The sequence below is a fragment of the Phaeobacter sp. JH20_37 genome (genome assembly GCF_048056015.1).
GTDB lineage: Bacteria > Pseudomonadota > Alphaproteobacteria > Rhodobacterales > Rhodobacteraceae > Phaeobacter > Phaeobacter bryozoorum.
This window is the reverse complement of the sequence record NZ_JAYMWW010000017.1, coordinates 197,986-215,946: the sequence shown is the minus strand read 5'-3', so window position 1 is coordinate 215,946 and position 17,961 is coordinate 197,986. Positions and strand designations below refer to the sequence as shown.

Genomic DNA, 17,961 nt, shown 5'->3' with positions numbered 1-17,961 from the left:
CCCGTGTCAAATCTGATCCTTTATCAGCTCACCAAGCACTACGGATCGGTCAAGGCACTTGACGGATTTGTACACGAGTTCACAGCCGGGCAGGTCCACGCGCTGATTGGCAAGAACGGTTCTGGCAAGAGCACCTTCGTCAAGATGATGTCAGGAGCGATCCAGCCGACCTCTGGGTCGATCCGTATTGGAACTGTCGAGACACGGTTTTCCAATCCGCGTGAAGCGCAGAGGGCCGGTATCGCCACCGTTTATCAGGAACTCAGTCTAGTCCCTGAATTGTCGGTCGAAGAGAATATCTTCCTTGGTCGGCTACCGCGCAAACGCTCTGGCCTGATTGATTGGGCGCGGTTGCGTCGTGATGCCAGCGACCTGTTCAAAGAGATTGGTGGGCTGGACATCGCGCCGCAAACCCGCGTTGCGGATCTTTCGGTTGGTCAGCAACAAATGGTCGAAATCGTCAAAGCGATGAGTTTTCGACCCAAAGTCCTGCAACTGGATGAACCCACCTCTGCGCTGGCGCAGGCAGAAGTTCGGCAACTCTTTACTCTGGTGCGTCGGCTGCGCGAGCTTGGTGTTACCGTCATCTATATTACGCACCGGCTGTCTGAACTGGATCAGATCGCGGATACAGTCACAGCGATCCGGGACGGAAAATTCGTGGATTCGGTGCCGATCAGGGAGGCCACCCCGGCCGTCATCCTTGATATGATGTTTGGCGATCTTCCGCCTCTCCAGCGCCCGACCAAGACGATAACGCGGGAAACACCGGTGCTGAGCGCGCGGCATCTTGCACTCGCATCCCATTTCGACGACGTGAGCTTTGATCTTTACCCGGGCGAGGTTCTTGGCATTGCCGGAATGCTCGGATCGGGACGAACCGAGTTGTTGCACTGCCTGTTCGGGGCCATCGTGCCGGATCAGGGCGAGATCACCGTGAACGGCCAGGTCGTGGCGCGGCCCGATATCCCGACGATGAAGGCGCTGGGCATTGGCTACACCTCCGAGGATCGCAAGCATTCCGGCCTTGTGCAGCTCTTGTCCTCACATGCCAACCTGTGTCTTGCCGGACTGGATCGGATCGCACCCAAAGGCTGGGTCAGTCACCGTACAGAAAAGCCGTTTGTCGACCGCCAGATTGCGGGGCTTCACATCAAGGCCGGCGATCCGATGTTACCGGTCTCTTCTCTTTCCGGCGGGAACCAACAGAAAATCGTTGTCGGGAACTGGATGAACAACACGCCCGACATTCTGTTGTTTGACGAACCCGCGCGCGGCGTCGATGTGCAGGCGAAACGCCAGATCTATGAACTCATCTGGGAAAAGGCGCGCGAGGGTCTGAGCTCGATCGTTGTTTCGACCGAATTGGAGGATCTGACCGAATGCTGCGATCGGATTCTTGTGCTGCGGGATGGTCGTATCGCCGAAGAATTCATCAACGAAGGCCTTGATGCCAAGGATATCTATGCAGCTTGCATGGCGGCACCCACAACCCAACAGGAGAGCGATCCATGACGCACGACAAGTTCATTTCCCATCTGCGTCGGAATTCGATGCTGATGATCCTCCTGGTCTTGTACGTGATCGTTGCGACAACGGCGCAGGGCTTTTTCACCCTGAACAACCAGCTGAATATCCTGAGGAATATTGCCGTCCCGGGGATGATTGCCTTTGGTATGGCTCTGGTGATCATTGTCGGAGAAATTGACCTGAGCGTCGGCTCCATGGTGGCCGTGTCCGCCTGTCTGACCGCCTGGATCGTCGAGAAGCTGGCCGGAAACGCCATTGAACCTGCCACCTGGACCGTCATTGCCGCCTTTGCCGGGACGCTGCTGTTTGCGGCCTCGGTCGGGTTCATGTCGGGCAAACTGCGGCAATTGGTTCAGGTGCCGACCTTCATCACGTCTCTGGCGATGATGGCAACCCTTGCGGGCTTGGCCAACCTGATCACCAATGGCGTCCCGATTTCGAGCTTTCCAAGCTGGTATTACGTCATCGGGTCAGGCCGTTTCTGGGGTGTTCCGGTTCCGGTTTTCCTGCTGGCGATTGCCTTTGCCATCACCTTTACCATCTCGAATTTCACGGCGCTGGGCCGGTCGATCTATGCGGTCGGTGGCAATATGGAGGCCGCGCGCCTGTCGGGCATCAATGTCTGGCGCACCAAGACCATCTGCCTGATGATGACCAGTGTCTTTGCTGCAACCGGAGGTATTATCTATTCGTCGCTGGTCAATGCCGGCAATCCGACCATTGCACGCGGGCTGGAGCTTGAGGTGATCTCGGCCGTGATCATTGGTGGCATCAGCCTGTTCGGCGGCAAGGGGACGATCTGGGGCGCATTCATCGGTGTGCTGTTTCTGGGCGTACTGCTGAACGCGATGACGCTGTGGGGTTTCAACCCCTATGTGCAGCAAGTGATCAAAGGCGGTCTGATCCTTGGCGCGGTCTTCATCAACTTCTTCATCGACCGAAAGTGACTTGGCTCAACTGGGATAAAGGGCGTGCGCGTCTTACCCGATGTGGTGCGATGCTGACCGACCTTGAGTTTGACCTCCCGGACGGTCGCCGCATTGCGCCTTTGCATAAAGCACCCTGGCTGGGTGAGGTGTTGCCCAATGGTGTGCCGCTGCTGCTTGCCGGGCTGCAAGGAGAGTGGCCCTGTGTTCCCTTTGGCATGGCGCCACAGGGCCCTCTGGCCGGGGATTGGGCCGGTCTCTCCCGCATGCCTGATCCATGGCCGCACGGGTATGCCGCCAATCACGACTGGCGCATAACACCCGATGGCCCGCAGGCGGTGCGTGCAGACATCGCCTATCCGGGGACCGATCCAATCCATCACCTGACACGGCGGGTGAGCGGGGTGAGCGGCAAGGCTGCGGTAGACATCGCTCTTGGCATCCATATGCGCCGCAAGGCCTGCCTGCCAATTGGGTTGCATCCGGTCTTTCGTCTGCCAGCGGCCACCGGACAGGCGCGTCTGTGTCCCGGGCGCTATAAGCAGGCGTTTTGCTACCCCGGTGATACCGGCGGCCCCCCCGGTATTTCACGCCCCGCGCCGTTCCGGTTGGAAGATCTAACAGGGTTCGGGTTTGATCCAGTGGCGCTGCCCTATCCTGACCGGTCCGAGACGCTTTTGCTCCTGAGCGGCACCGACGGGACCTTCGCGCTGGAGAACCGCGCCGAAGATTATCGCGTCACACTTGATTGGGATGCAGAGGCCTTTCCCTCGCTCATGCTGTGGATCAGCAATGGAGGGCGAAACGCGCCACCGTGGAACGGCCGCCATTGGGCGCTTGGGGTCGAACCCGTTTGTTCCGCATTTGATTTGGGATGCTCGATTTCAGCGACAGAAAATCCCCTGACAAAAACCGGTGTGCAAACGTCGCGCATGCTGACGCCGGATAGCCCATTTGACACCCGGTACAGCATATCCATCGCCGCGCTATAGGGTCTTGGGTGCGGGTCCGGTGCTGTCACGTTCGACGATCTGCAAGCTTAGAGCTGAAAGATCCGGTTTCGCGAAACGCTCCGGGTTGATCCGGTTCAGAAGCGTTTTTGCGGCCAGCTCTCCCAGCAATGAAATCGGCTGATTTACGGTGGTCAGGGTCGGAAAAATATGGGCGCTTTGTGGCAGGTTGTCGAACCCGATCACAGAAATGTCCTGAGGCATTTTCAGACCGCGTTCATGCGCGGCATGGATCGCGCCGATTGCCGCGATATCGGTTGTCCCAATCAGGGCGGTTGGTCGGTTTTTCGCCAGCACGTCCCGCGCCAGGGCGAAACAGGTATCAAAGCTATGCTCTTCGCCAAGAGACACGCTGACCGGTTCAAGCCCCTGAGCCGTCAACGCCTCTTTGATCCCCTCCAGGCGCAGGGTGATGGGTCTTGAATGGGTGGGCGCGCCAATGACACCAATGTTCCGATGCCCAAGGCGCAACAAATACTCTGCCATCAGACGCCCACCTTCCCGGTGGTCAACAGATACCAGATTCACCGCGATCTCGTCGGGAGAACGGTCAACGGCGATAATTGGAATATTCTGATCTGACAGCCGCGTGAAATTCTGGTTCGTTGCAACCGACGCTGCGATTATGCCATCCACTTTCTGGCCAATGAGGGTCGAGATATATCGTTTTTCATTCTCTTCATTCTCCTCGGTATTGCAGATCAGGCAGTGGTAGCCGTTTTGAAACAAGGCTTGCTCAAGCGCCTGCGCCAGAATGCCAAAGAAGGGGACATCAAGGCTCGGCAGCAGGACGCCGACCAGCCCGCTGCGACCGCTGCGCATCTGACGTGCGCCAGCGTTTGGTTCATACCCCAGCTCTGCAATCGCCTTCTCAACCTGCGCGCGCGTCTTGTCGCTCACCGAGGCGCTTCTGTTCAGAACACGCGACACCGTTCCAAGCGATGTTCCCGACAGTCTCGCAACATCTTTTACGCTTGCCGGCTGTTGTTTTGGAGGCTTTGACGGCACAGGAAATCACCTTGTCAGTTGTGCACCGAGTTTAAGTGACCGCGACAGTTTAGACCAGCTGTCAAAACCTGCTTCGTGACCTGGTATTGCCTCTGATACTGGTCGGTATTGCATGCGATTTTTTGGGTGCATTTCTGGCAGGTGAGGAGTGTGCCGATCCCGAAGGAACGGTTCTCGTTTGAAGCTGGCTTGTCCTAGAGGGGTTTATAGGCGATGGCGTCGATCTCGACCTTGGCGTCCACCATGATCTGTGAGCGCACTGTGGACCGCGCCGGTCCGCCGTTTGGGAAATAGCTGGCATAGACACGGTTGAAGGTCCAGAAATCACGCGGGTCATCGAGCCAGACGCCGATTTTGGCAACATCTTCCAAGGTGCAATCTGCCAGGGCGAGGGCTGCGATCAGGTTCTCCATAGTCCTGCGGGTCTGGCTTTCGATGCCGCCTGCTTCGATCTCGCCGTTTTCCTTCATCGCAACCTGGCCTGAGATGAACACCAGATCGCCTGCGCGCACGGCGGGGGAAAATGGTAGCGGCTGCCCCCCGGCGCCGGTTCTGGCATTGCCGATGCGCTCGATTGTTTTGCGGGTCATGTCGGACGTCCTTCTTTTGATTGCAGTGTTGGTCTGTGCGGGATCGGCGCAACCGCCCCGTAGCCGGTGGTGGACAATGCAGCGCCGAGGTTCGCATGTTCTGCGGCTCTGACGCTGTCGCCATGACGCAGAAGCTCGGACAGGAATATGCCGTTGAAACAATCACCGGCGCCGGTTGCATCGACCGATTCCACAACCGCCCCCGGAACAAATGTGACCCCCTGATTTTCCGATACCGCCACGCCGTCGCGACCCAATGTCAGAGCAACGATGCGCGCGCCGAGGTTGTGATAGAACCGGATGATCTCGTCGGGGCTTTGACGTCCGGTGAGCTGGCGGGCGTCATCAAGTCCGGGAAGCGCAATATCGACGTGGCGCATCAGATCATGTGTCACGGCGCGTGCCTCCTCCAGTGACCAAAGCGCAGTCCGCAGGTTTGGATCAAATGCCGTGGTCACGTTTGACGCACGCGCGGTCCTGACGGCGTGATAGGTTGTGGCGCACATGGTGCTGCTGATGCCGAGATTGATCCCTGAGGCGTAGAATATCCTAGCGGTGCCGATGGCATGTGTTGGCAGGTCGTCGGGGGTCATCCTGCTGGCGGCGGAGTGCCGTCGCCGATATAGAAAATGATGCCCCAGGTCGTCGTGGAACACGAAGTAGAGGCCGGTTTCCCCGTCTGCGACTGTCGAGATCAGGCTGCTATCGACATGCTCGCGGTGCCAAAGCTCCTGCAGCGCCTGGCCAAAGCGATCATCGCCGAGGCGCGATATCAGGGAGGTTGCCGTGCCCTGTCTCGCCGCCGCGATTGCAACATTCGAGACATCGCCGCCATATCCCATTACTAGCTGCCCGTCGGGTTTTTGATTGAACTCGATGAGGGGTTCGCCGAGGCAGACAAGATCAGTCATTTTCCACCTCGCAGATCAGGGCCCGGCGGAGCCGGGTATTCGATGTATGGAAGGGAGGCTGTCACCAGACTGCCCCCCGCGCGGCGACGGGGCAGGGGCCCAGAGATGTGGATCCGCGAATGAGCTCGACCTGATCAAGCATGTTGCTGACCACACAGGCGTGGTTGGGAACGATCCTTAGACGGTCGCCAACGTTGAGATGGATCGCCTCGGCCCGCAGAATGCCGTGTTCCTCGGATAGGCTGTCGACCCGGATATCCGGGCGGCCCATTACGTGGCCATGACCGTTCAGGCCCAGAAGGTCCGAGGTCAGGACCTTGGAGCCGGCGTCAATGATTGCGCGATCTTCGGTCGGGACGGACACCACCGTTGCCAGGACTGTCAGAGCGCAATCATCCCATGTGCAGATGCCCCGCGCCACCAGCGAGCGATCATTGTAGACGTAGGTTCCGATCCTGTATTCGGTCGCGATCGGGACATCCTGCGCCTGCCACATGCCCGGTGAGCCGCCGCTGGACACGACGCTGACTGTCTCGCCCGTTGCGTGAATGCGTGCTCTGGCCTCTGCGAGCCAGTTCTGGACGGATGCGTCTTTTCCAACAGGGGGGTAGGTCATCAACCCGCGAAACGCCAAGCCGGGGCGCGAGGCGATATAGCGGGCCAAGCTTTCAGCTGCCTGAGCGGTTTGCACACCGCAGCGCCCGGCCCCGGTGTCGCACTCGATCAGCACATTCAGCGGGGCCTCGGCGGTTTCGAAGGCCTGGGACAGGCCGTCGACAGTTTCGGTGTTGTCGGCGACAACGCTCAGCTTCACCTGCTCTGACAGGGTCCGAAGCCGCTTCAGCTTGCGCTCGCCAAGAATATTGTAGGTGATCAGAACATCGTCAATTCCCCCTTCGGCCACCATGGCCTCGGCTTCGCTGATCTTCTGGCAGGTGATGCCAACCGCTCCGGCCGCGATCTGGCGCCGCGCCAGAAATGGCAGTTTGTGGGTCTTGATGTGGGGTCGCAGGGATAGGTTGTGCCTGTCACAATGGGCTTGAAATCGGTCGATATTCGCTTCGGCAATATCAAGGTCGACAAGGACTGCCGGTGTGTCGATCTGGGAAAACATCATGAGCCCTTCGATGCGTGCGGGTTTTCCACAATCGGCCAGATCGCGCGGGTCAGCCGTTTGTAAGCCGTCTTGGTGGGATCATTCGGATAGGGCCCGTCGACAGCGGCATAGAGGATCTTGGATGCAACTGCTGAGAATGCGCCGTGGAAGTGATTGGTGGATTTGACGACCAGAATTTTCTTGCTGTGGATATCAATGCCCAGATTGGTGAAGAGATCCGGCGAGAATGCCTGACTGCGGTTGGTATTCAGCACAACCTCGATGCCATCGACCCTGATGACGGAACAATCTCCCAGTGGAACAACCGAGGTCCCGAAGCTCTGCACCGCGTTGCGCTGGTTGCGAAGAACGGTCACGACGGCGTCTATCGGATCACCGGCAAATGCAGAGGTCTTGCTGCCAAATCGCAGCTCCAGTTCCGCACCTTCCCCGGCGGCGTGACACAGGCGGACGGCAATGGGATCCCAGATTGTGCCGAAGGCCGCAGAGGTGATGCCCTGGCGTAGCGCTTCTGCGAGGATCAGCGTAGAATCGCCAGCTACGCCGCCGCCCGGATTGTCCCAGACATCGGCAATGACCACGGGGCCGTTTGGTGCATTCTGGGCCAGTCGCAGAGCATCAGCGGGGGGCAGATATTCGGGTTTGGCGATACCTCGAAATGAAAACAACTCTTGCCCCAGCTCGCGGGCAATTTTCTCAGCTTTTGGCAGGTCGCCGTCAGTGATCACGATGATCTTTGCGCCAAGATCGGGGGAATCCCCGGCCATGAACCCGTGAATGGCTGAGATGGACAGAACCTCGCCCGCTGCTTCCATCGCCTTCATCCTGTCGACAAATCCGCGCATCGGGTTGCGGCTGGTCGGCAAGACATCAATCATGCGAACGTCGTAGACTGCTTTTGTTGGCGTGATTTCGCCACGGGCCCTACGCAGGGTCAGGTCTACGCAGGCTTCACCGGTCTCGACAAAATCGGTGTGCGGGAATTCCTTGAACACTGTTATGATGTCGGCATTCTTCACCCGCTTGTCACTCAGGTGGCTATGCGGATCGAAGCTGACGCCGATTGTGGTCTCGGGGCCGGCGATCTGGCGCACGCTCTCGATAAGCGATCCTTCGCAATCGACGCAGCCTTCGGCGATCATGGCCCCGTGCAGGCCAAGCACCACGGCGTCCAGAGGCAGTGCCGCCCGGACCTGATCCATAAGTTCCTGCTTCAGCTGGTGCCAGGTGGACGCATTCAGCAACCCGCCGGGTTCGGCCCATGTGGCGGTCCCTTCAATGAGTTCAAACCCTTCCTCTTTGGATCTTCGGCGAAGCGCGGGAAAGACGGCGCTGCACAGGGTCGGAGTGTCAGGGTGCTTTCCCGGAGGGGCGTAGAAGCTCTGCTCGAAATTGGAAAAATCCGTGCGCAACGGGGAAAACGTATTCGTTTCGGTCGCAAGAGATGCGCAGAAGATCCGCATTGTTGTGGTCCAATCCGTAGGAAGATGCCGGAGGTGTGTCATGGCTTCCGGTGGGCGTTTCCGCCGGATTGCTCCGGCGGAAGGGAGGATCAATCGAGATAGGCGTCAGCGTTTGCCGCGGAGACGGCATCACGGAACTGGCTGAGCAGTTCGCGCGCCTTGTCATCCATGTTTTCGGCGACATGTGCTTCGAACGCAGGCTGAGCCGCCTTTGCCATCGCGGTGCGTTGCTCGGCTGTCAGGGCGGTCACCTCGATTTTGTCCATCAGCCCGGCAAGGCCGCGATCGGATGCCTCGATGATCCGGCTCAGGCCACGGCTGGCCACGACGCAGTTTTCTGCGGCGGTATGGATGGTTGCGCGTTCGTCATCTGTCAGACCTTCATAGAATGCGCGGTTCATCAGGAATGTGTATGGCGAGAACAGGTGGTTGGTCAGCGTCATATACTTCTGCACCTCGGCAAAATTTGCGAAGGAGATGATTGGAACCGGGTTCATCTGACCGTCGATGACACCTGTTTGCAGGCCCGAGTAGACCTCGCCCCAGGACAGTGGATAGGCTTCGGCACCAAGCGATTGCATGATTTTCTGGTGCGACGGCAGCGTCATGGTGCGCACCCGAATGCCGTCAAAATCCTCGAGATTGGCAATCGGTCGTTTTGAGTTGGTGACAGCGAAGAATCCGCCGGTGTCCGGGAAGCCGAGGACGACGACGCCGGGAAGTTCTGCTTCGATATCGGCTTTCAGCGCCTCACCAAAGGGGCCGTCGAACACCGCATATGTGGACGCGTTACCCGAAAATGCGAAGGGCAGGTTCAGAATGTCGATGCGCGGATAATAGCTGGCCAGCGCACCAGTCGATGTCAGTGTCGCCTGGATGATACCGTCCTGTAGCTGCTGCACGTGCTCGGCGGCAGATCCGAGCTGGTTGGACCCAAAAACTTCGACGGTCACCGCGCCATTGGTATCGGCGGCGACGAGGTTCGAAAACACGGCGGTACAGGCATGTGCCGGGTTTTCGAATGGGTCGGTTTTATTGTCATGGCCGAAGCGGATGACGCTTTCTGCGCTGGCAGCATTTGCCGTCGTAATGGCCGCGACGGCCAGTCCCGCGAAAAGAGATTTCATTTTTTCCTCCAGTTGGTTCTTGGTTGGTTGGGTCGTCTTATTGGGCGTAGCCAAGCGCTCTGGGCAGCCACAGGGCCGCGTCCTCCCAGAAGGCAAAGGCGAACAGGATGCCGATTTCCGCGATCAGGAACGGAAGGAGCTTGATCGAAATTCTCTCCAGTTTTTCACCGGTGACGGACGACAGAACGAAGAGGCAGGCCCCCACCGGAGGCGTCATCAGCGAGATGTTGAGGGCGAGAACAAAGATGATCCCCGCGTGGATCGGCTCAAGGCCGACGCTTTCGGTCAAAGGCACCAGAACAGGTGCCAGGATGATTAGAATGGCGGTGATATCCATCACCATGCCGATGAGCAGAAGCAGGCCGATAATGATGGCGATGACCATGTAGCGGTTGTCAGAGAGGTTCAGCACGGTCTTGGCAATCAACTGGGGGATACGTTCGAAACTCATCCACCAGCCAAGAATGCCTGCGAAGGCGATAATGACAAAGATAACGCCCATGATGCGCGCGGTGCGCACAAGCATCATGTAAAAGCTCTTGAAGGTCAGCGTCCGGTAAACAAAAACGCCGATGAACAGCGCATAGGCCACCGCGATAGAGGCCGCTTCGGTTGGCGTGACGACACCGCCCAGAATACCGCCCAGAATGATAACCGGCATCGCCAACGCCGTAAGCGAGGACAGGAATGTCTCCCAGATTTCTCGCAGGGTGGCGCCGCGGATGGCTTTCGGCAGGTTTTCGCGTTTGCCGCCGATGACTATCACAATCATGCAGACGAGGCAGATCACCAGCCCGGGCAGAACACCCGCCGCAAATAGTCCCGCAATAGAGACGCCCATCAATGAGCCGTAGACCACCATGAGACCCGATGGCGGAATGGTCGGCCCGATGATTGACCCCGCAGCGGTCACGGCACAGGCGTAGTCGCGCTTGTAGCCCTCCCGGACCATGGCGGGCACAAGCGTACGTCCGAAAGCGGCGGCGTCGGCCGTGGCCGATCCGGTCAGCCCGGCAAAAAACACCGACGCCAGCATGTTGGTATGTGCCAAACCGCCACGGAACCGCCCGACCAGAACCTGCGCGAGTTTGACAAGGCGGCTGGTGATCCCGATGTCATTCATGATCTCGCCGGCCAGAATGAAGAACGGCATGGCAAGAAACGGAAAGATGTTGAGACCGTTGAAGATCTTGCTCGGCCCAACCGCGAGAAAGTTGCCGCCCCCCATCTCGATAAGGCCGACAACCCCGGCAAGACCGATAGCAAAACCAATGGGCATGCCAAACAATACGAGAACGACAAATGCGGCGGCAACGATCATGCTATCGCTCCTCAGCCTGGCCGGGATCCATGACCGGCGGGCGGTCGACATAGGTGCCCAGATCACGCACCAGGACGAGCAGGATCTGCACACAACAGATGGCGGCAGCGGCGGGGATTGCGGCGTAGAACGGGGCCAGGCTCATCCCGAATATCATCGCGTCACGCGGGGCCCCGCTCATCGCGAAGCCGACGCCGTAATAGGCGACGTAGAGAAACAGCAGCAGCGTCAGAACATCCATCAGTATCAAAAGCGCCTGACGCATCCGGGCCGGAATGGCATGGATAAATGCGGTCAGCCCGATGTGTTCGCGGCGTGAGATGCCGGAGGACACTGCAAGCATCGCGGCCCAGATCATGAGATATCGGGCGATCACTTCGGGCCAGGGGAGCTGCCAGTGAAAGTAGTAGCGGTCCATAACGCCCAGCCAGACATCCAGCACCAGGGCCAGCATCAATGCCGCGACAATCGCTTCGATCACCGCATTGATTTTCGCGCTTGTCTGCGCAAACGCCTGTCGCATGAACATCCCTCCCAAAAAGGCCGGCAGCGTAACCGAGTTACACAATTGCAGGGAAAAATGTGACTATCAAGATAAATTTGTTACTAAGGTCCGTTTTTGCTGTTAAAACCCTCGTATGGCGACCCCATCTTGCGGAAATTCTGCGCCCTGTGTAACTTAGTTCCGTTGCACCTTCTGAGGGAACTGAAACTTGAAAAGCCCCGCCAACTCGCTGCAGAACCGAGATATCCCGCCGCAAAATGCGCAGCTGAGTCCCGTTGATCTGATCTCCGTCCTACGTCGCACCGACGGTAGTTTTGCGTCGCAGGAGCAGAAGGTGGCGGATTTTGTGCTGGAGAACCTCAATACCATCAGCTCGATGACAATTGGGGATCTGGCAGACAAATGCGGTGTCAGCAAACCCACGGTTATTCGTTTCTGTCGCAGCCTTGGTTGCGAGGGCTACCGGGATTTCAAGCTGCGGCTCGCTCAGAATGTTGCGGTCAGTGCCCAATATCTGTTCGGCGACGCAGACGATTTATCGAACTCAGGCCATTCAACGCTCGATCAGGTTCTGGGAGCGGTATTTGCCACCCTGAATGTGATGCGGCGTCAGGTTGATGTTGACCAGCTGATGCAGGCCAAAGCCGGGATTCTGGGGAAACGCCAAATTCTGTTTGCCGGAATAGGCGGTGGATCGTCCACAGTCGCACAGGAAGCATCGAACCGGTTTTTCCGCCTTGGCATCCCGTCATTCTTTGTCAGCGACAGCTACGTCCTGCAAATGCGCGCGGCTGCGCTTGGTCCGGAAGACGTTCTGTTTCTGGTGTCGGCAAGCGGTGAAGCGGATGCAATTGTGGGGGCGGCAGAAGTCGCCAATGGATATGGCGCAACAACCATCAGCGTGACGAAACCCGAAACACGCTTGTCATTGCAGACAAAGATCTCAATTCACACCGATCTGCCCGAAGACAACGACATCTATAAGCCAACCGCATCCCGCTATGCGCATCTGGCCATCATCGACACGCTTGCCATGATGGTCGCGCAGGAACAGTCCAGTGAGACCAAGGAAAACCTGAGGCGCATTCGTGCGTCCCTGACCGCCTACCATGGCCGGACAGGCCCGCAACCGCTCGGCGATTGACGACATTCGAGCTGATCATAGGGGCGGGCGCGAGCGTGCTCTTGCTGGCGCGAAGGGCATTGATGACCAGATAGGAGCGGCGTCGCCCGAAGGGCCGAAGAGGAAAGGCTCCCGTCGCAGGCCGAGGCAGAGTAACATCCGAATCGTTGCGGATTGCGCAGCTTGGCCGGGTGGGGATGGTATGGATATCGAACAGCTAATTGCCTGTCCTGTCTGCGACGTCCTGCATCGCGACCAGGCTGTGGCGGCGCATACGGTGGCCAGATGCGCCCGATGTGGCACGGTGCTGGCGGCCCCCAGAACCGGTGCCATGACCCGGATCGCGATGTTGTCGCTGACCGCTCTGATCCTGCTGGTCGCCGCTGCCGTTTTCCCGTTTCTGGAGCTGAAGGCGCAGGGGTTGTCTCATCGGGCCTCGGTGCTGGATGCGGTCATGGCCTTCTCGCGCGGGCCGATGGCGCCGCTGTCTCTGGCGACCGGTCTCCTGATCGTTCTGTTGCCTGCCGCACGCTTCAGCGCGCTGATCTACACCTTGGCGCCGATGGCTCTGGGCTGGCACCCTGCGCCGCGCGCTGCAGCTGTCTATCGCTGGGCGGAGAAGCTGAAACCCTGGGCGATGGCAGAGATATTCATCATCGGTGTGGCGGTGGCCCTTGTCAAAGTCTCCGGCCTGGCGCAGGTCGGGCTGGGGCCTGCGTTCTGGGCCTTTGCAGCGCTGCTGGTGGTGACAATCCTGACCGACAATTCGATTTGCAGGCTGACTGTATGGAAAACACTGAAGACGCGCAGCGCTTCCTGACCGCCGCTGCGGCCGGTCTGGTCGGCTGCCGCGCCTGCGGCACGGCGAACCCCGGAGGCGCGCGGTCCTGTGGCTGCTGCGGCAGCAGCCTGGAGCCTGCCGGGCCGGGTGGCCTCCAGCGTGTCTGGGCCTGGCTCGTGGCGGGGATGATCGCCTATGTTCCCGCCAACCTATACCCGATGTTGCGGACCACCACCTTTGGTCGCAGCTCCGAGAATACACTGATTGGCGGCATAGCCGAGCTGTTCAGCCATGGCGCCTATGGGGTTGCCTTTATCGTTTTCCTTGCGAGCATCGTAATCCCGGTCGCAAAATTCCTGGCCATCGCCTATCTTGCAGTTTCGGTCCGAAGGCCCGCAGCCTTGGGCAGCCATGGTCGACTGGTGCTCTACGAGATTGTCGAATTCATCGGACGGTGGTCGATGATCGATGTTTTTGTCGTGGCGATCCTGACCGCCCTGGTCCAGCTGGATTTTGCGGCGGCCATCACGCCGGGAGTTGCAGCGGTCAGTTTTGCATTGTCGGTTGCCTTCACTATGCTGGCAGCTCAAAGTTTCGATCCGCGCCTGATCTGGAACGCGGAAAAGCGAGAATATGAATGAGCACCCCTGAACCCGCCCCGATGACCATCGCTGCGCAGCGTGTCTCGCCCTGGCGGAACCTCTCTCTGGTCTGGCTGGTACCGCTGGCTGCTTTGGCCGTATCGCTTGGGGTAGCCTGGAAGGCCTATAGTGATCGCGGCGTCCTGATCCGCATTACTTTTGAGAACGCCTCCGGCATCGTGGCCAATGAAACGACAGTGCGCTATCGCGACGTTGTTATCGGCCAGGTCGAGGATGTGGGGTTTGCCGAGGACCTGAGCAAGGTCGCCGTATGGGCGCGTATCGACAAGAAGGTTGCCCCTTATCTGGATCAGGATGCCGCCTTCTGGGTGGTGCGCCCCGAAGTCAGCGCGCGGGGGATCTCGGGTCTCAGCACGGTATTGTCCGGCGTCTACATCGAAGGCGCCTGGGACCAGGACCGGGGCAGTGCCGAAATCAGTTTTGAAGGGGCCGACCGGCCGCCCCTTGTGCAGCCGGGCCGGGGTGGGCGGCGGATTACCCTGCGCACCAACGACGGGCGGATGATCTCCGAAGGCGCGCCGGTGCTTTTCCGCGGCATCGAGGTTGGCCGGCTGGAAAGCCCGCGTCTCACCGTCAGCGGCAACAGCATTGTTGTCGATGCCTTTATCGAGGCGCCCCATGACCAGCGGATCAATTCGGCGACGCGTTTTTGGGATACATCCGGCTTCTCGGTTTCCATTGGCGCCAGCGGGCTGTCGCTTGATGTGGATAGCATCGCTTCGCTGGTGGCAGGCGGGATCGAGTTCGACACGGTATTCGATGGCGGCCGACCGGTCAGTTCGGGCGCCGTCTTCGACATCCACCCGGATGAGGCCGCAGCCCGCCGCACGGCCTTTGCCCGTTCGCTGACGGGCGGGGTCGCGGTTTCGGTTGCCTTTGGCGAGTCGGTTGCTGGCTTGACCAGCGGCGCCGCGGTCAAACTTGGCGGGGTGAAGGTCGGCGAGGTCAGCAGTCTGAACGCCGCGATCGAGAACGGGACCGACGAGGCAGAGGTCAGGCTGATTGCCAAACTGATGCTTGAACCGTCGTTGATGGGCCTGCCGCCGGGAGCGGGCGAGACCGAAGTGCTGGATTTTCTGGAGCAGGCGACCGCAGGCGGTCTGCGGGCCAGGCTGGCTGCGGCCGGGCTGTTCAGCTCTGAGCTGATTGTTGAACTGGTCACCTTGGATGCGGCGGAGCCTGCACTCTTCAATCGCAACGCGGAGCCCTTCCCCGAATTGCCCAGTGCGCCCTCGGACCTGCCCGATTTTACCGCAACCGCAGAAGGCGCATTGGAGCGGATCAGCGAGCTGCCCGTCGAAGAACTGATGGCGCAGGCGATCGCGACCTTGGCCAGCATTGAATCCCTGGCCTCCGCTGAGAGTACCCGGCAGGCGCCTGCGGCGGCGGTGGCCCTGCTGGATGAGACCCGGTCGCTGGTCGCGGACCCGGAGACGCGGGCGCTGCCGGGGGAGCTGCGTGCAGCTGTGGCTGACCTTCGCGATATTCTGTCTGAGTTGCAGCAAGGCAGAGCGGTGGCCAGTTTGACAGAGGCTTTGGAGCAGGGCAGCCAGGCCGCATCCAGCCTCGCGGCGGCATCGGAGGAATTGCCGGCGCTGGTCAGCGATTTCCGCGCCCTGGCAGCCAAAGCCAACGCATTGGAAGCCGAAGAGTTTATCCGGTCCGCCAGCCAGCTGATGCAAAGCGCTGACAGCATGATCGATTCCGATGGCGCGCGCGCGCTGCCTCCGGCCCTGACCAGCGCGCTGGATGAAATGCGCCTCACCCTGTCGGAGCTGCGCAGCGGCGGGCTGGTAAACAACGCCAATGCGACAATGGCCTCGGCCCGCAGTGCTGCCGATACCGTCGCGGCCGCAGCCGAGGGGCTGCCGGCGCTCTCAGCCCGGCTGGAACGGCTGGTCGCACAATCCGAGACCTTGATCACAGCCTATGGCGCTCGCTCGAACTTCAACTCCGAAGCGCTGGATGCGCTAAGGGAGTTCAAATCGGCCGCCCGTTCGGTCTCCCAGCTTGCCCGCAAGATTGAACGTGACCCGAATTCCCTTTTGTTTGGAAAGTAAGATGAAAAAAGCCATGTTACTGACGCTGACCCTTCTTGCGATGGCAGCCTGTGCTCCGACCAATGATGCCCGGTATCTGATCTCTGCGGCCCCGGGCGAGAAGATAGCCAATCTGCGCTCCCGTACGATTGAGGTCCGGCTGGCCTCTCTGCCGTCTTATGCGGCTGCGTCCGATATGGTCGCCGAGGGGGAAGGCGGCGCGCTCTTTGCGCTTGGTGGTGCGCAATGGGCGGATGATCCGGCTCGCGGCATAGCCGCCGCCCTGGCCCGTGGGCTGACGGAACGCACTGGCGCCTCTGCCGCAATCGAACCCTGGCCGCTGAACACCGGCCCTGACGCCCGTCTGGATGTAAGGGTGGACCAGGCCTATGCGCGTGCTGACGGAGTATTCGAGCTGACAGGCCAGTTCGCGGTCTCCTCCCCCGAAGGCACAGTGCGGGAATTTGTTAAGCGTTTCGACATCCAGACACCCGTCAGCGGTGAAGGGCCATCCGCAACCGCCGATGCGCTCGCCCTGGCCCTGGCCGACCTCGCCCGACAGATCTCTCTGGCAATGTAGTGGCCTGCCGCGAGGGGGACCATGAAAGGGGCACTGCATCGCCCTCACAACATTGAGCTGACAGTGTCTATTCGCTGTTGGGAGTCAAAGGACACCGATCAGGCCGCAGCTCACAGGGGGGGTCGGAGGCAACCCGGCCTTGCAGCAGGTTGAAGCGTGCCGGGTACACTCCGGCAACATCGGTCGGGCGCCCTTTGTCAGCGACTGCTGTGGTCACCACCAATGGCGGTTTCCCCGAACCGGTTCCGATAGTCGGTTGGCAGGATGCCTAGCAGTTTCATGAAGCTGCGCCGCATTTTCTGGTCAGTCATATATCCTGACAGCGCGGCGATTTCCTTAATGGGTTTCCTGCTGCGTTCCAGATATATTCGGGCGACTGCAAGCCGCCGCTCTTCGACGAAGCGCGAGGGGGTTTGGCCAAATTCATGTGTGAAATCGCGGTGCAGCGTCCGCTCGGTCGCGCCTGCTATCTCGGCCATCCTGGACACGCTCCAGGCGGCGCTCGGGTCTTGTTCGATGAGGTTGTAGAGTTCGGTCAAACGCTTGCTTGATGTCGCCTGTGCCTTGAGCGGTTCTGAGTACTGAGATTGTCCTCCCTGCCTTTGCATGAACACCACCATTTCCCGAGCGACGCCCAGGGCAACCCGCCGTCCGTGATCCACTTCAACAAGTGAAAGGGCGAGATCAATCCCGGCCGTCACACCTGCCGAACAATGAAATTTGCCGTCATGGGTGAAAATCTCGTCCAGATGCCAATTGACACCCGGAAACCGCGCGCGGGCCAAGTCTACCCGTTCCCAATGTGTCGTGGCCTTTCTGCCGTTCAATAGCCCGGCAGAGGCGGTAAGGAGGCTACCTGAGCAGATCGAAACGAACCGCCTTACGTGAGGGTCCATTCGCGTCAGAAAACGTTGCAGGAGCGGATCATCAAGCCGTTGATCGACAACGGGGCCGCCCGGAACGATGAAGACATCCGCCTGGGTCATGGTTGCGAAGGATCCATGAGCGCGGAGGGTCAATCCAGTGTCGGTTACAACATCCGCGCCGTCCTCGCTTACAATGGCAATGTCGTAAGCTTGCCAACCCAAGATCTTGTTTGTGGATGTGAACACCTGTGCCGGACCGGCCACGTCCATCAGAAGGACGTCGGCGAGGCCCATGATGACAACAGATTGAGGGCGCTTTGTCTGATTTTGAAGGCAGATGGTCACGTCTGACATCAGTCATGCAGCCTAGGATGCTGTCAACAGCTTCCTTTGCAGTGAGAC

General features: G+C 59.6%; 17 protein-coding genes. 8 read left to right on the top strand and 9 right to left on the bottom strand.

The features are described from left to right. The first annotated feature begins 3 nt into the window (after positions 1-3). Genes VWZ87_RS16305 through VWZ87_RS16295 form a run of 3 tightly spaced genes read left to right on the top strand, consistent with a single transcriptional unit; the run spans position 4 to position 3,448 of the window. The gene (locus VWZ87_RS16305) at positions 4-1,515 is read left to right on the top strand and encodes a sugar ABC transporter ATP-binding protein (RefSeq protein WP_416535583.1); all 1,512 of its coding nucleotides are present in this window, start codon (positions 4-6) and stop codon (positions 1,513-1,515) included. After that, complete coding sequence (locus tag VWZ87_RS16300; RefSeq protein WP_416535582.1) at positions 1,512-2,477, top strand: ABC transporter permease; 966 nt, start codon at positions 1,512-1,514, stop codon at positions 2,475-2,477. The genes VWZ87_RS16305 and VWZ87_RS16300 overlap by 4 nt, the downstream gene beginning before the upstream one ends. Positions 2,478-2,527: 50 nt before the next feature. Next, positions 2,528-3,448, top strand: a complete 921-nt coding sequence (locus tag VWZ87_RS16295) for a hypothetical protein (RefSeq protein WP_416535581.1) — start codon at positions 2,528-2,530, stop codon at positions 3,446-3,448. Here the strand turns inward: VWZ87_RS16295 and VWZ87_RS16290 are convergent. The 8 genes from VWZ87_RS16290 to VWZ87_RS16255 form a co-directional block, all read right to left on the bottom strand. Beyond that, positions 3,443-4,474, bottom strand: a complete 1,032-nt coding sequence (locus VWZ87_RS16290; protein ID WP_416535580.1) for a LacI family DNA-binding transcriptional regulator — start codon at positions 4,472-4,474, stop codon at positions 3,443-3,445. The two genes, VWZ87_RS16295 and VWZ87_RS16290, sit on opposite strands and share 6 nt — an antisense overlap. A 194-nt stretch (positions 4,475-4,668) precedes the next feature. Further along, entirely contained in the window at positions 4,669-5,064 is a 396-nt protein-coding gene (locus VWZ87_RS16285) for a RidA family protein (protein WP_416535579.1), read from the bottom strand. Further along, positions 5,061-5,975, bottom strand: a complete 915-nt coding sequence (locus VWZ87_RS16280; protein WP_416535578.1) for a sugar kinase — start codon at positions 5,973-5,975, stop codon at positions 5,061-5,063. Before VWZ87_RS16280 ends, VWZ87_RS16285 begins: the two co-directional genes overlap by 4 nt. Before the next feature lie 61 nt (positions 5,976-6,036). Beyond that, entirely contained in the window at positions 6,037-7,092 is a 1,056-nt protein-coding gene (locus VWZ87_RS16275) for a D-TA family PLP-dependent enzyme (protein ID WP_416535577.1), read from the bottom strand. Further along, positions 7,089-8,555, bottom strand: coding sequence for a M81 family metallopeptidase (locus tag VWZ87_RS16270; protein ID WP_416535576.1), 1,467 nt, complete (start codon positions 8,553-8,555; stop codon positions 7,089-7,091). The genes VWZ87_RS16275 and VWZ87_RS16270 overlap by 4 nt, the downstream gene beginning before the upstream one ends. 89 nt (positions 8,556-8,644) lie before the next feature. Beyond that, a complete protein-coding gene (locus tag VWZ87_RS16265) occupies positions 8,645-9,682 on the bottom strand; it encodes a DctP family TRAP transporter solute-binding subunit (RefSeq protein ID WP_416535575.1) in 1,038 nt (345 codons plus the stop codon). Positions 9,683-9,719: 37 nt separating this feature from the next. Continuing rightward, positions 9,720-11,003 carry a TRAP transporter large permease gene (locus tag VWZ87_RS16260; RefSeq protein WP_416535574.1) on the bottom strand — a complete coding sequence of 428 codons (1,284 nt, stop codon included), beginning with the start codon at positions 11,001-11,003 and terminating at the stop codon, positions 9,720-9,722. Position 11,004: 1 nt separating this feature from the next. Continuing rightward, complete coding sequence (locus VWZ87_RS16255; RefSeq protein WP_416535573.1) at positions 11,005-11,526, bottom strand: TRAP transporter small permease; 522 nt, start codon at positions 11,524-11,526, stop codon at positions 11,005-11,007. A 190-nt stretch (positions 11,527-11,716) separates the two neighbouring features. Here VWZ87_RS16255 and VWZ87_RS16250 point away from each other — a divergent pair, with 190 nt between their 5' ends. The 5 genes from VWZ87_RS16250 (at position 11,717) to VWZ87_RS16230 (ending at position 16,693) form a co-directional block, all read left to right on the top strand. After that, positions 11,717-12,652, top strand: a complete 936-nt coding sequence (locus VWZ87_RS16250) for a MurR/RpiR family transcriptional regulator (protein WP_416535572.1) — start codon at positions 11,717-11,719, stop codon at positions 12,650-12,652. 181 nt (positions 12,653-12,833) lie between these two features. Continuing rightward, positions 12,834-13,451, top strand: coding sequence for a paraquat-inducible protein A (locus tag VWZ87_RS16245; protein WP_416535571.1), 618 nt, complete (start codon positions 12,834-12,836; stop codon positions 13,449-13,451). After that, positions 13,418-14,053, top strand: a complete 636-nt coding sequence (locus VWZ87_RS16240) for a paraquat-inducible protein A (RefSeq protein WP_416535570.1) — start codon at positions 13,418-13,420, stop codon at positions 14,051-14,053. Before VWZ87_RS16245 ends, VWZ87_RS16240 begins: the two co-directional genes overlap by 34 nt. Beyond that, positions 14,050-16,134: an MlaD family protein gene (locus VWZ87_RS16235; protein WP_416535569.1), complete on the top strand. Its 2,085-nt coding sequence runs from the start codon at positions 14,050-14,052 to the stop codon at positions 16,132-16,134. The genes VWZ87_RS16240 and VWZ87_RS16235 overlap by 4 nt, the downstream gene beginning before the upstream one ends. 1 nt (position 16,135) lies before the next feature. Beyond that, entirely contained in the window at positions 16,136-16,693 is a 558-nt protein-coding gene (locus tag VWZ87_RS16230) for a PqiC family protein (protein ID WP_416535568.1), read from the top strand. Between the two features lie 197 nt (positions 16,694-16,890). Here VWZ87_RS16230 and VWZ87_RS16225 read toward each other — a convergent pair whose 3' ends face one another. Then, complete coding sequence (locus VWZ87_RS16225) at positions 16,891-17,913, bottom strand: GlxA family transcriptional regulator (RefSeq protein WP_416535567.1); 1,023 nt, start codon at positions 17,911-17,913, stop codon at positions 16,891-16,893. Positions 17,914-17,961: the final 48 nt, after the last annotated feature.

Coding starts and splice junctions, on each gene's coding strand:
- VWZ87_RS16300 (WP_416535582.1), top strand. CDS start 1,512: ATGACGCACGACAAGTTCATTTCCCATCTGCGTCGGAATTCGATGCTG.
- VWZ87_RS16295 (WP_416535581.1), top strand. CDS start 2,528: ATGCTGACCGACCTTGAGTTTGACCTCCCGGACGGTCGCCGCATTGCG.
- VWZ87_RS16285 (WP_416535579.1), bottom strand. CDS start 5,064: ATGACCCGCAAAACAATCGAGCGCATCGGCAATGCCAGAACCGGCGCC.
- VWZ87_RS16280 (WP_416535578.1), bottom strand. CDS start 5,975: ATGACTGATCTTGTCTGCCTCGGCGAACCCCTCATCGAGTTCAATCAA.
- VWZ87_RS16275 (WP_416535577.1), bottom strand. CDS start 7,092: ATGATGTTTTCCCAGATCGACACACCGGCAGTCCTTGTCGACCTTGAT.
- VWZ87_RS16270 (WP_416535576.1), bottom strand. CDS start 8,555: ATGCGGATCTTCTGCGCATCTCTTGCGACCGAAACGAATACGTTTTCC.
- VWZ87_RS16265 (WP_416535575.1), bottom strand. CDS start 9,682: ATGAAATCTCTTTTCGCGGGACTGGCCGTCGCGGCCATTACGACGGCA.
- VWZ87_RS16260 (WP_416535574.1), bottom strand. CDS start 11,003: ATGATCGTTGCCGCCGCATTTGTCGTTCTCGTATTGTTTGGCATGCCC.
- VWZ87_RS16255 (WP_416535573.1), bottom strand. CDS start 11,526: ATGCGACAGGCGTTTGCGCAGACAAGCGCGAAAATCAATGCGGTGATC.
- VWZ87_RS16245 (WP_416535571.1), top strand. CDS start 12,834: ATGGATATCGAACAGCTAATTGCCTGTCCTGTCTGCGACGTCCTGCAT.
- VWZ87_RS16240 (WP_416535570.1), top strand. CDS start 13,418: ATGGAAAACACTGAAGACGCGCAGCGCTTCCTGACCGCCGCTGCGGCC.
- VWZ87_RS16235 (WP_416535569.1), top strand. CDS start 14,050: ATGAGCACCCCTGAACCCGCCCCGATGACCATCGCTGCGCAGCGTGTC.
- VWZ87_RS16230 (WP_416535568.1), top strand. CDS start 16,136: ATGAAAAAAGCCATGTTACTGACGCTGACCCTTCTTGCGATGGCAGCC.
- VWZ87_RS16225 (WP_416535567.1), bottom strand. CDS start 17,913: ATGTCAGACGTGACCATCTGCCTTCAAAATCAGACAAAGCGCCCTCAA.